General features: G+C 39.1%; 6 protein-coding genes. All 6 read left to right on the top strand.

The genetic code is table 11. The features are described 5' to 3' along the window. The coding region (locus QVP90_RS12265; protein WP_147398888.1) for a T9SS type A sorting domain-containing protein at nucleotides 1-355 on the top strand (355 nt) is incomplete at its 5' end. A gap of 457 nt (nucleotides 356-812) precedes the next feature. Then, nucleotides 813-2,606, top strand: a complete 1,794-nt coding sequence (locus QVP90_RS12270) for a T9SS type A sorting domain-containing protein (protein ID WP_007478244.1) — start codon at nucleotides 813-815, stop codon at nucleotides 2,604-2,606. 181 nt (nucleotides 2,607-2,787) lie between these two features. Beyond that, the gene (locus QVP90_RS12275) at nucleotides 2,788-4,596 is read left to right on the top strand and encodes a family 43 glycosylhydrolase (RefSeq protein ID WP_081504128.1); all 1,809 of its coding nucleotides are present in this window, start codon (nucleotides 2,788-2,790) and stop codon (nucleotides 4,594-4,596) included. Between the two features lie 12 nt (nucleotides 4,597-4,608). Continuing rightward, a complete protein-coding gene (locus QVP90_RS12280; RefSeq protein ID WP_264380927.1) occupies nucleotides 4,609-6,696 on the top strand; it encodes a leucine-rich repeat domain-containing protein in 2,088 nt (695 codons plus the stop codon). Between the two features lie 210 nt (nucleotides 6,697-6,906). Then, a complete protein-coding gene (locus tag QVP90_RS12285) occupies nucleotides 6,907-8,781 on the top strand; it encodes a DUF6057 family protein (protein ID WP_122282106.1) in 1,875 nt (624 codons plus the stop codon). 174 nt (nucleotides 8,782-8,955) lie between these two features. Further along, nucleotides 8,956-13,134: a hybrid sensor histidine kinase/response regulator transcription factor gene (locus QVP90_RS12290; RefSeq protein WP_021936604.1), complete on the top strand. Its 4,179-nt coding sequence runs from the start codon at nucleotides 8,956-8,958 to the stop codon at nucleotides 13,132-13,134. Nucleotides 13,135-13,722 lie beyond the last annotated feature (588 nt).

Raw genomic sequence — 13,722 nt, forward strand, 5'->3', positions numbered from 1 at the left:
TCGTGTTCTGACACAGGAAGTTGGTTTTGATAATACCTTTGCTGATGTAGAATACTTTACTTATGATCCTACTGGAGCATACGCTCCACTTGAACCGGTTTTTGGAGGTGATGTAACAGGCATTGAAGGAACGAATTCGGATGCAGGGGTTTATGGAACAGTAATAGATAATTGGTTAACTTTGAATAATGTACCAGAGTCTGCTAAAATTGAAATATATAGTTCAACAGGAGTACTTATTGCTGTAGAAAATAGTTATACTTCAGGACAATCAATTCCATTATATGAGAAGGGAATTTATGTATGTGTTGTAAATGATGGTACAAGGAAAGAGATAGTAAAGATTGTTTATTGATGCTTTGCTAAGGGAAGAGGTTTAGATCTCTTCCCTGTCTGTTTTGTTTTTAGGCATATTCGAAAGAATTTACGCTTTGGTTGTCGGAGAATTTACTCTTCATGGGATATATCGCAGAGTGAGTGTATTGAGTGGAGAGAAAGATGTAGTTTATTTTTCGTTAGTAGATTCTATAATAAGTATCTGGAAAAAGTAATTTGAATTGCGATTTTTGAATTCCCTAAAATAGATTAAACTTTAATTGATAGGGGATTTGTAGGTACATGATTTGTGTGGACAGATCAAACAGAAGTTATAAATGGAGGCGAAAATATTTTTGTGCTTATAGATGATATTTATTTTGTAGACTTCTGATTGTATGTAAACGTGTATACGAGAGATAACATTTTGGGTTTCGGATTGAACTGACACAAGAATCAACTGTATTAATTATTAATTTGAATATTGCTACATAATTATGAGAGTTTTTTTGTTTTGGGTATTTTTGTTTGCAATAAATGAGATTATAAAGGCGCAGAATGTGACTTTTCGTCCAGGACAGATTTGGAATGATACAAGTGGTAAAGCCATCAATGTTCATGCGGGATATATTGTATATGAGGACGGTTATTATTATTGGATAGGAGACAGCCGGACAGGAAATGAATGTAATGGAGTCGGATGTTATCGATCGAAAGATCTGTATAATTGGACTAATAGGGGGCTGATAATACCACTGTCTGGAAAGATAAGTGAAGACAATTGGGATTTGGCAAAAGGTCGTAATTTATATCGTCCTAAAATTTTGTACAATGAGTTGACAAAAAAGTGGATTATATGGGCTGTTTGGGAGAATATGGAAGTGACTATTACCAAAAGTTGTAGATTGGTAAGTGATCATATGGAGGGGGATTATGATTTATATGATATTTCATGTGTGAATGGGATTTTGAGCCGGGACTATACGTTATTTAAAGACGATACAGATGGAAGAGTATATTTCATCGGAGCGGTAAATACCAATGCGGACATATTGGGGGTACAGTTGAATGATGATTATCTGGATGGTACTTCGAATGCATCGATTATTTTGGATGGGGTAAAGTATGAGGCTCCGGCTATATTCAAGATGTATGATATGTATTTCGGACTTTTTTCAGGATGTACGTATTGGAAACCCAATCGCAGTCGTTGGGCCTATTCGTATAATATGCTTGAAGGTTGGAGTTATGAGCGGGTATTTACAGATGTTACTGGTAGTGGGATTGAGTTTTGCGTGGATGACGTAAAAGGGACTACTTATGACTCTCAGAGTGCTTTTGTTTTTAAAGTAGGAGGAGATGATCAAAAATTAGTTTATGTAGGTGACCGTTGGGATGAAAATAATTTGGAAAGTTCAAAACAGGTATGGTTACCAATCAGCATGCGCTCGGGCTATCCCACAATACATTGGTATGATGAATGGGATCTGAGTATCTTTGATAATATGTACCGTTTTAAGCGCACCAAATTTATTGAGGACAAGAGGCAATATTTTTTGTTGGATCGTAATTCTAATCGTTTTGTTTCACGATCAAAGTCGTCTTTCCTGTTAGAGAATGATGGTAATACCAATCTTTGTTTTACTTTTTATGCTACGGATGACCCTTACGTTTATAAGCTTAAAGATAACAAAACGGGACAATATGTGGAGTCTGTATTTGGTACTTTACGTTTAAGTGAAGAAAATGATAAAACGACGCAATTATGGACTTTCTTATTACAGGAAGACGGTACTTATAAAATAAAAAACAATGTGGGAGAGTATTATTTAGCTATTTCGGGTTCTTCTACGTTTGTTGGTTCAACTATTTATTTGGGTAGAGAAAAAGATGCTCGTTGTTTTGGGGTTTATTTTGATTCGAAGATTTATCCGGAAGATGAAGAAGCAGCTCTTTTTACAAAGGATTATCGACAAAATAATTTGGTGTTAATTAAAGAACAAGAGAAGCATATAACAAATCTGCAAGTTATGAAAAAGGGAGTTGATGAAGTTTTTACTTTATACTATGATGAGAAAAGCAGCCGGATTAATGTGATATCTCAAGAACCGATAAAGGCTCAGCTGGCTTTATATAATATATATGGGCAATTACAAGTATACCAAACCGTAAAATTGGATAATAACGGATATGCTATAGAGTTATCTGGCAGATTAAATCCGGGTATTTACATGGTTCGCATAAAAACTTCGGTATATAAAGAAATACGGAAGTTGATTGTTATCCGGTAAATAGAATGGATTTAAATATGTGAATGAGAGGACTCTTATTTCGAATAAGAGGAAATTTGTTTCACAATAATTTTCTCATTCTTCTTTGAAATATTTTTAATATAATAGTTAATGTGTTTTTTCTTTATTTGCGGTCGTTAATGATTTTATAATCGTGAAATGTGTTATTTATTTTAATAAGATGATGAAATTTTTTATTTATTCGCTTTTGATGGTTGCTGCATTGAGCAGCAACATAGGAAATACTGTGGCACAGGCTGCCAATGATAAAATTGTTCCAGGATCTGTTTGGAATGATATTACTGGCAGGCATATTAATGCTCATGGTGGTTGTGTTATTTTCCATGAAGGAATATATTATTGGTTTGGGGAGGATCGTACTGGATATAATAGTAATGGCGTGAGTTGCTATACTTCTGCCGATCTCTATAATTGGAAGCGTGTAGGATTGGTATTTAATGAAAACCAAGCAAGAGACTTGAATACCGGTAAATGTACTCTTGAGCGTCCAAAAGTGATATATAATGATAAAACAGGAAAGTGGGTTATGTATATTCATTGGGAAGATGGTAATGGTTATGGGGAAGCGCGCGTTTGTGTCGCTGTGAGTGATGAAATAGACGGAACTTATAAATTTGTAAGTACTTTCCGTCCTAATAATCATGATTCGCGCGATCAGACTATTTTTAAAGATACCGATGGAAAAGCCTATCATTTTGGATCTACTGATATGAACACTAATATGAATGTAGCTTTACTTTCCGAAGATTATTTGGAAACAGAAAAGAATCCTATTACAGAAACAAAGATTTTGAAAGGATTGAGTTATGAGGCACCTGCTATTTTTAAAGTTGATGATGTCTATTTTGGACTTTTTTCCGGTTGTACGGGGTGGAATCCCAATCCGGGACATTCAGCATCGGCAACGGAAATATTTGGAGCTTGGACGCCTGGAAAAAATTTTGCCATTGACGAGGGCAATACAACAACATATCATTCGCAGAGTACTTTTGTACTGAAGGTAAACGGTTATGAGAGCGCCTATGTCTATATGGGAGATCGTTGGGATTCTGGTGATGTAGGGGGAAAATCTCAATATGTATGGTTACCTCTGAGCATGCGTTCGGGGATACCTACTGTAAAATGGTATGACAGTTGGGATATGAGTGTTTTTGATAATGTCGATCGCTTTAAACGTGTTAAAGCGTTGGCTGATGGCATAGTAGTACGTATCCTTGATAAAAATTCCGATCGTTGGATGTCTAAATCTAAAAATGGCTTTAACATTGATGATGATAATGATGAAGTAAATATGAGTTTTGAATTGAAAGCTACTGATAATCCTTATATCTGGAAACTGAAGGATATGAGTACAGGTAATTATTTGGAATCAATATTTGGGACTTTGCGTCTTACTGTAGAGAATGCAAAAGTTAGTCAGCAATGGCGTTTAGAACTGGAAGAGGACGGTTGTTATAAAATACAAAATGTTAATGACAAGAAATTATTGTCCATATCAGGAGCTTCTTCATTTGCTGGAAGTAATCTGTTTCTTGTGGAAGAAGGGGCAAGTAACTCGCAGAGCTTTGGTTTATATTTTGATACTAAGGCTTATGATTATGAGATGGCGGACATGTTTAGTCTCTCTTATTGGCAGGAGAATAAGAGACTGATGACAGAACAGCAAAAGTACGAAGAAGGGGGTACTGGTATAAGCAGAATGGAGAACGATGATGAAAATAATGTTGTACTCTATCCTATGTCGAATAATGGTGATTTCAAAGTCTTTATAAATAATAATAGTACTGCTGACATACAAATAGTGGAAATTGGTAGTGGACGTGTGGTATATTCGGATAAGTTGGTTAAAAGGGGAGAGGCTGTTGTGATTCATTTGGCAGGAATTTTATTGCCGGGAATTTATACAGTGCGCATTCAGACTCCTGAATCTGTAGTGGTGAAAAGAATGGTTGTGTCTCATATGCTATGATCTAAAAATATAATGATAAATGTAATAAGGGTTGCGAGGTTGGTTTGTTGTTGCCTTTGTGTACATGCAGGAGTATGGGCACAAAATAAAATCTCTTTGAATATAGCGAAAGCCGGAACATTATCTGAGCAAATTGCTTCTTCGAAAAAATATCAGATTGATGAATTGATTGTTTCGGGAACCTTGAATGGTAGCGATATCCGCTTTATACGCGATATGGCCGGATGTGATGCGACTGGAAAGGAAACGAAAGGCATTTTGCGCAAGCTGGATATGTCCGGAGTTAACATTATCTCGGGAGGGGATTATTATTACGAAACGGGCGGTATTAAATACTATACATTGATTTCCGGAACAAGCAGTGGAAATGGAGTCTCTTACAGTGAAGGGGTCGGAAGCTATATGTTTGCTAAAACAAAACTTGTTTCCATTACATTACCGATATCTGTTTCTGTGATGGGAGAGGGGGTATTTTTCGGATGTACGGAGTTAGAAAGCTTTGTATTGTCTCCAAATGTTCCTTATATAAAGCCCATGACATTTGCACAGTGCGGTTTCAAAGAGTTTTCTGTTCCAGAAAGTATTAAGAGCATTGAGAAAAATGCTTTTGCCGGATGTAGCTCTTTAGCAAAACTTGTAATTCCCGAAAATGTGACAACAATTGTCGGCGGAGCCTTTGGCGAGTGTCCGGTATTGAGAGAAATAAAAGTGGATGAAAAGAATAAAAAATATGCCGATATAGACGGTGTTGTGTGTAGTAAGGACCTAACTGTTTTACGTATTTATCCGAATGGAAAAGGTTCTGAATATACGGTGCCGGAAACGGTTAATACAATCGATGATTTTGCTTTTCAAGGCACAGATGTTGAGTATGTGACATTGACGGATAATATTACCCATATTGGAGTAGGAGCCTTTAGTGATTGTACTAAACTGCGTGCTATAGCCGTGCCAAATAGCGTATTGGCATTTCGTGAAAGTGCATTTGCCAATTGTAGTTCGTTGGAAAGTATTCATATTCCAAATCAGATAACAGTTATCGATCGCTATGTGTTTCAAGGTTGTAAAAGTTTGGAGAAAATTCAGCTGCCGATCAAGACGGAAAGAATTCGTGATGCCGCCTTTCAAGGATGTCTCGGAATTGATTCTATTGCATTGCCTTCGACCGTAAAATACATTGATGCGTCTGCTTTTGCGGGATGTACAAAGGTGGAAGCCATTAGTTGTATGTGTACAGAATTACCGACCCTTAACAAAACAGCTTTCGAGGGAATCAATCAGCAGAAATGTAAATTGTATGTCCCGGTAGGTGCTTATTCCCGCTATTGGATTGCTCCGATCTGGGGAGATTTTGCCAGCATCATCGAACAGGATGGAGATGGGGAACCGTTAGTATCACTCACTGTTACCGCCTCTTATAATGCCGTTTATGGAAAGGTACTCATTAACGGACAGCAAAAAAGCAGTGAGCTAATAGATAAAGATACCAAAGTTGAGTTTACTATTCAGCCGGCTAAAGGTTACGGCATAGCACAAGTGATGCTCAATAATAAAAACGTGACAGCTGACGTAAACGATGAAGGACTTTATACGATTGCCGAAGCCACAGAAAACATGGTTCTGCAGGTAACTTTTAAGGAGTTTCCTTATTACCTCACTATTCGGCATGCCGACAACGGATTATTGAAGCAACTGATTACCCGTGGTGAGCAATACACCTTTACCATTTTGCCGGCAGAGGGGTGGAACCTGAATACTGTGACTTTCAACGATAATGATGTGACCGCTTATGTGAAGGAAGACGGGACTTATACCACTCAGGCTCTGAAAAGTGATGCCGAACTGGCCGTCACCTTCGAAAGTACGGCTTCGTCCGTAGAAGATGTCCGTGCGGATGAACCGGCACTAAAGGTGTATACACAGCATGATGAGCTGATTTTGCAAGGAACCGTGGAGGGGCAGAAAGTACAGGTGTACACCACGGACGGTATTAACGCAGGCATTTATATTTCCACAGGGGGACTGACGCGCATCACGCTCCGGCAAAACGTAACTTATCTGGTCAGAGTAGGGATGAAAACATATAAGGTAGCTATGTGATCGTAATGTATGGGGTATAGAAAAAATATACATCCGAATTTCTGAAATAAACGTAACAAAAGAGTGTTGGTTGAAGGGGAAAACTTTCAACCAACACTAATTTTATTTCATTCATGGGGGAATATTGATTCAATCGCGTTTTTTGATCGGTAAACGTAGAGTGGAATTGAAGGTTATATGCTACTTTTACGAGCGGATTCTAAGACGAAAATGATGAAAAATACAGCAGTGAAAAACAATAAGGGAAATAAAATGTCCGGCTGGCTGGAAAAGTGGGAGCAGACAAACTACCGGAACATGAAAATAGCGTCTATATCAGTATTTATATTGTTGGCTATTTATATGACGGTGATACATAACTTCAATTACCTGAAAAAGGTAGAAGATTTATCACTGTTTCTTCCTTCCTGGACTTTTCTGAAAGAATGTATGATGGTGCCCGGAGGAGGATTGATATGGGGCGGCACATTCCTAACACAATTCTTCTATTATCCTTGGCTGGGTGGAGCTGTTTTTATCGCTTTGTTGCTGGTTCTCCAATACCTTGTGGGAAAGGCTTTTCGTATTCCCGACCGTTATTTTACGCTTTCGTTTGTTCCTTCCGCACTCTTATTGCTGGCATTGGTACAGTTGGGCTATGTGGTCTATATTTTGAAATCGCCGGGATATGCTTTTTCCAATCTGTTGGGCATGATAGCAGTTGTGGGAAGTTTTTGGGTGTATCGCTGTCTGAAACACTGGTTATGGCGCGGTGGGGTAGTTATTCTGTTTTCTATAGTTGGTTATCCGATATTAGGATTCTATGCCTTATTGGTAGTAATCCTGTTTGCCATTGATGAGTGCACACAGAAACGCGTGTGGTGGGCATGGAATATGCTGGTAGCTATAATTGCCATTGCTCTGGTCCCGTTATTCTATTACATATTGGTCTACACGCAATTGATGTGCGACTCTCTTTACACATCTGTCCTTCCTAGGTTTTATCCCAATGAAATGATTTTATGGATGCCTTTTGGACTATTGTATGCTTATGTGATATTTCTGGCTTTCTATGCTCATCGATGGAAACAAAAAACGGAAAGAGCTCGCGTAGTATCTGTCGTACTTGCCCTGATCGTGTTTGTTATGGCATTGGGAGGAGCATGGTATTATGAATTTGATGATGAAAACTTTCGCATAACAATCGATATGGACAGAGCTATTCTGGACAATGATTGGGAGAAAGTGGTGGACTGTGCCCAAGCGCAGCAAGGAGAGCCGACACGCTTGATTGTTTTAAATACGGATATGGCGCTTTATAAGTTGGGGCAGGCGGGCGACCGGATGTTTAAGTTTAAGATAAACGGAGTTCCTTACAGGATTATTCGCACTACTCCTGTCATGCGTAATACAGGAGCCAAGGCTTTGTACTTTCAGTATGGGAAAATTAATTATTGTTACCGTTGGTGCATGGAAGATAAAGTGGAGTATGGCATGAAGGTGGAATACCTTAAATATATGGTGAAGTGCGCTTTACTGAATGAAGAATTTGCTCTGGCACAGAAATATAACAGTACATTGGCACAGACTCTATTTCACAAAGATTGGGCGGAAAAATATCAGCGCTACATCGATGAGCCGCAACTGATGGCGGAAGATGCGGAATTTAAAATGATTAAGCCGTTGATGGCATACAATAATGCACTTGAGGGAGACGGGGGATTGTTGGAAGCCTATCTGATAAGCCAGATCGCTTACATGGAGGGAGGGCCTCCCGAACTTGTGGAACTCTCATTGCAGTGTAACTTGGTGCAGAAGGACATTGCCCGTTTTTGGCCCCGTTTTATACTATATGCTCGTACGCACGATAGGCTTCCACTGCATTATCAGGAGGCGGCAATCTTGTATTCTTACTTGGAACGCAAGGTGGACTATCGGCAGTTTAAAATAGAAGATGAAGTGGTAACTCGCTTTGATAAGTTTATAAAATTGTCCGAACAAATGGCTGGGCAATCGGATGAAAAATCAAAAGAGGTATTCAAACCCTATTTCAGCGATACGTTCTGGTATTATTACTTTTTCGTGAAGGGACTGAAAACCAGCTGATAAAGGGATTGTATGAAGATGGATTTTGCTATTGTTTTTTTCTGTCTTAGATGGATAACTTTAATATCTCAGAGTTAAATTCTACTTATCTTTGGTAATATTAATGATTTATAATATAATTTTGTCGTGTGCTTCGCATAAACAAGATTAATATGACTTAAAAAATAATACGTTATGAAGAATCAATACTTACCGCTTTACAAATTACTTTGCCTGTTTTTTTTGTTGATGTTTGTGGAAACATCCTCCTTGCAGGCAACGGAAAATTTCCGGAACTTCCGTTTCAGACAATTGAGCACTTCGGATGGATTGTCGACAAATGACATTCAACAGGTATATCAAGACAAGGAGGGCTATATATGGATGGCTACTCGTAACGGTTTGGCGAAGTATAACGGATATGAGATGAAGATTTATAAATCGAATATTTACAATTGGAATCTTCTGGGGAATAATAATATTTCATGTATTGAAGAAGATACGAAGCATCGCATTTGGATAGGTACATATGATGGACTGAATGTGCTGGATAAAGTGACCGGGAAAATTAAACAGATCAATAAAACGGAATTCAGCAATAATGCAATATCCAAAATATTAGTAACCCGGAAAGGGCAGATCTTATTAGGGACCGATCAGGGGTTGTATCAGTATATCCCGGAAAGGGACTCTTGCGTGCTTTTTACGCGGGAAACCACTAAAGATGTGATGCCGCAAACTTCCGTGAAATCTCTTTTGGAAGATTCAAAAGGAAATATATGGATCGGAACTTGGAATGAAGGGCTTTATCGTTACGATCCGGAGGAAGGTAAATATTTTGCTTATCCGAAAATGAATGAACGGAAATCGGCACACGTTGTTTTTGAAGATAGCCATCATCAGATTTGGGTAGGTACATGGGAAGGTGGATTGTTTCTGCTTAAAAATCCTTATGACATGGAGCGGGTGTCATGGGATGTTTTTCGAAATGAGCCTGCTGTCGAAAGTAGTTTGGCAGATAATACAATTTATGCTCTTTCCGAGGATCGGAACACAAATTCACTGTGGGTAGGAACACGAAGTGGATTGAGCATTTTGCCTTATGGAACAACGAGTTTTGTTAATTACTATCCGGACGAGTCCGGACATTCTATTTCGGGAAATGAGGTGACTTCCATGATTTGTGACCAGCAGGGAATGATGTGGTTGAGCACGCTTGGAGGAGGAGTAACGGCAATCATAACGCGTGAGTTGAATTTTGCATTGGATCATTTGGAAAATATTAAGAAAGTATTTAAAACTAATTCAGTAAGAAATATTTTAGTGGACGATGAGGGTCTGATGTGGCTGAGTATAGGTACTTACGGATTAGTGGTATATAATCGTCAGACGGGGGAATGGTGGAATATGCGTCAGCTTGGCTTTCCGGATACGGGTTCGACCACTTATTCCGTGTTTTCGATCATGCAGTCGCCTACTACCGGAAAAATATGGATAGGAACTTATGACGGCGGGCTCTATGTATATGATAAAAAAGCAAAATCCGGTGTTCGTGTGAAATGTTATCGGGCAAATGACACACCTTGGTTGCCCAGCGATCGTATTTATGATATAAAAGAAGATTCTCAGGGAAAGGTCTGGTTAGGAACGTCGTATGGATTCAGTATGCTTACTGCAGAGGGGAATATTTGCCGGTTTGATTTGTTGGATGTAATGGGATTGAATTTGCGCAATCTGATTGCACAGGATATTGAAGAGGGGGTTGACGGAGAAATGTGGATCGCTACCGAAAATATGGGGATCGTACGTGTAGTGGGGAATGGGAATAATGTAAAGGACTACAAAATATATAGCTATTCTCCTGAAAATGATAAGCTGAATTCACTGAAAGTGATGTGTATGTATAAAGACGAATTGGGGCGTATCTGGGCTGGTACGGAAGGATGCGGACTTAGTTTGTACGATTCTAAAATCGGTAAGTTCATATCTGTACATGTGCAGTGGAATCTTCCGGGCGATGTTATATCCAGTATTATTGGCAGTAAAGAGGATGAACTGTGGTTAGGTACGAATGTGGGATTGGTGAGACTGTATGTGCCGGAGGACCTGTCGAAAGTCAACTATAGGCTGTATACTACGGCAGACGGCATGCAGGATAATGTGTTTATCAGGAATGTGGCGTGTAAAACCAAAGAGGGGGAACTGTTTTTCGGAGGTGCCCATGGATATAACAGCTTTTTTCCGGATCGTCTGAAGGAGTCGGACTTCCAATTGTCTATTACAATAACTAATATTAAAATTTTTGATAAATCGTGGAATAATCTGGAGGATGCTGTGAGAAACAGGATATCCGAGCAGTCACCCGATTTCACGAAAAAAATAGTGCTGGACTATTGGCACAATAATTTTAGTATTGAATTTGCCGTGCTCGATTATATGAATCCCGCACAAAATAAATATGCGTACAAATTGGATGGTTTCGATACGGATTGGCAATATCCGGATCAGTTGCGCCGGTTTGCCTATTACAATAACCTGCCTGCCGGTACCTATAAATTTCATTTAAAAGCGGCCAACTCCAACGGGATATGGGGAGAAAGAGAACCGGCTATGGAGATAGTAATACTGCCACCACCCTGGCGGACATGGTGGGCATATGTTATTTACGCTATTTTAATAATATCGTTGGGCTGTATATTATTCAGAATGGGAAAAAAGCGTGTGCAGCTGTACAATGCTTTGCATTTGCGCGAACTGGAAAAAGCAAAAGCGGATGAGTTGAATCATACAAAACTGCAATTTTTTACGAATATCACTCATGAATTACTTACTCCTTTGACTATTATTTCGGCAACGGTCGATGAACTGAAACTTTGTGCTCCGCAGAATGGAGACTATTATCAGATAATGACGAACAATATCAATCGGTTGATACGTCTGCTGCAGCAGATTCTGGAATTCAGAAAAGCGGAAACCGGAAATCTGAAACTACGTGTGTCACGGGGAGACCTTGCGGCGTTCGTCCGAAACAGTGTGGATAATTTTGAACCATTGATGAAGAAGAAAAAAATCTATTTCTCTATCATGACCAATCCCGAACCCTTTATGGCGTATTTTGATTCGGACAAGATTGACAAAATACTATATAATCTGTTGTCCAATTCATCGAAATATAACAAAGAAAAAGGAACGGTGTGGGTCGATCTGAGTTATGAAAAAACATCGGATTCGGCTGTGTTGGTAGTGAAAGATAACGGAGAAGGTATTTCGGAAGAGGCTCAGAAAACACTGTTTAAGCGTTTTTATGAAGGTGATTACAGGAAATTCAATACCATAGGCACGGGCATCGGACTGTCGTTGACGAAAGATCTGGTGGAATTGCATCAGGGAACTATCTCCGTACAAAGTAAACTGGGAGAGGGTACGGCGTTTAAGGTGATTATTCCTATTAATCGCGGTGCATATAAGGAGGAGAATATCGATGATAAATCGGATGTACTGCCCGTAGCACAGCACATTCCCGTGGAAGTGGTGGAGGAAGAAGAAGAGGGACAGGCAGAGGAAAAAGGGGGCACATTGCTTTTGGTAGAAGACAATGAGGACTTGTTGATGATGATGACTAAGCTGCTGAAAGCTGATTATAATGTATATACAGCTTGTAATGGTAAAGAGGGGATCGAGATCATTGAAAACAAAGATGTGGACTTGATAGTATCAGATGTGATGATGCCGGAAATGGATGGGCTTGAATTCTGCCGTTACGTGAAAGGACACTTTGATACAAGCCATATCTCTGTCATTCTTCTGACTGCTAAAAATAAGGAAGAGGATCGCGTGGAAGTATATGAAGCGGGTGCGGATGCTTTTATTAGCAAACCTTTCAGTCTGAGTGTACTCCATGCCCGCATCAGTAATTTATTGAAAAACAGGGAACGTACCAACAAGGATTTCAAAAAACAATTAGTTTTCGAGGTGGACGAATTGAATTATACCAGTATCGATGAGGAATTTTTACAGAAAGCAATCGACAGTGTGCAAGCTCATCTGGATGATCCGTTGTTCGATCAGACCCGTTTTGTGGAAGAGGTGGGAGTGAGTAAATCAACTCTTTTCAGAAAGCTGAAATCACTGACCGGATTGTCGTACTCATCTTTTGTCCGTAACATCCGCATGAAAGCTGCTTGTAGAATCATGGAGGAGAAGCGGAATGTACGAATCTCGGAGTTAGCTTATGCCGTCGGGTTCAACGATCCGAAATATTTTAGCGCCTGCTTTAAAAAAGAATTGGGAATGCACCCGAGTGAATATATGGAACGCTTCATCAATGGCGGGAAGAGTGAAAACGATGGAGAGAATCCTGTAAAAGATAGGTAGAGACTATGTCATAATCAGAACCTGCCCCGATAAATCAGAAAAATTTATTGAGCTGAATTGAAGCAGGTTTTCAGGGAGGCGTCAATAAGATCAAAAAATCGCTTTATACATAATGGGAATGGTAGCAATGCCATTCTCATTTCTTTAATCTCTTTTTCTGTACTTCATAGCAGGTAGAAAAATCATTCAATTATTTCTGAAATTCTGGGATTGCATTAAAATCGGGCTTTTTGAAATAATATTGGAGTGGGTTTTTCTCTTCCTTCCCTACTTTTGTTTCATCGAAAATAAAGGTATTTTTTAGTTTTTAAGGGAATTAAGGTTAAGGTAGAAAAAGAGCGGTTACTAATAAATGAAACAGTAAAAGGTTACACATTTTTTTGTAGGGTAAGAGGACGTTTTCAGGATATTTAAAAACGGAAATAACAGTTACATTTAAAAGATAATAGTATGAAAAAAAACAAGGCTATGAACTTTTCTCTTAATTGTCCACCATTTAATGCAGGAATAGCATGCAGGGCTTTTGCCGCTTTTGCATTAGGAGGGTTGTTGCTGATGGCTCCTTCGGTAGCTTTTGCCGACGGGATG

This window comes from Bacteroides sp. CAG:189 (assembly GCF_000432295.1).
GTDB lineage: Bacteria > Bacteroidota > Bacteroidia > Bacteroidales > Bacteroidaceae > Bacteroides > Bacteroides salyersiae.

Coding starts and splice junctions, on each gene's coding strand:
- QVP90_RS12270 (WP_007478244.1), top strand. CDS start 813: ATGAGAGTTTTTTTGTTTTGGGTATTTTTGTTTGCAATAAATGAGATT.
- QVP90_RS12275 (WP_081504128.1), top strand. CDS start 2,788: ATGATGAAATTTTTTATTTATTCGCTTTTGATGGTTGCTGCATTGAGC.
- QVP90_RS12280 (WP_264380927.1), top strand. CDS start 4,609: ATGATAAATGTAATAAGGGTTGCGAGGTTGGTTTGTTGTTGCCTTTGT.
- QVP90_RS12285 (WP_122282106.1), top strand. CDS start 6,907: ATGATGAAAAATACAGCAGTGAAAAACAATAAGGGAAATAAAATGTCC.
- QVP90_RS12290 (WP_021936604.1), top strand. CDS start 8,956: ATGAAGAATCAATACTTACCGCTTTACAAATTACTTTGCCTGTTTTTT.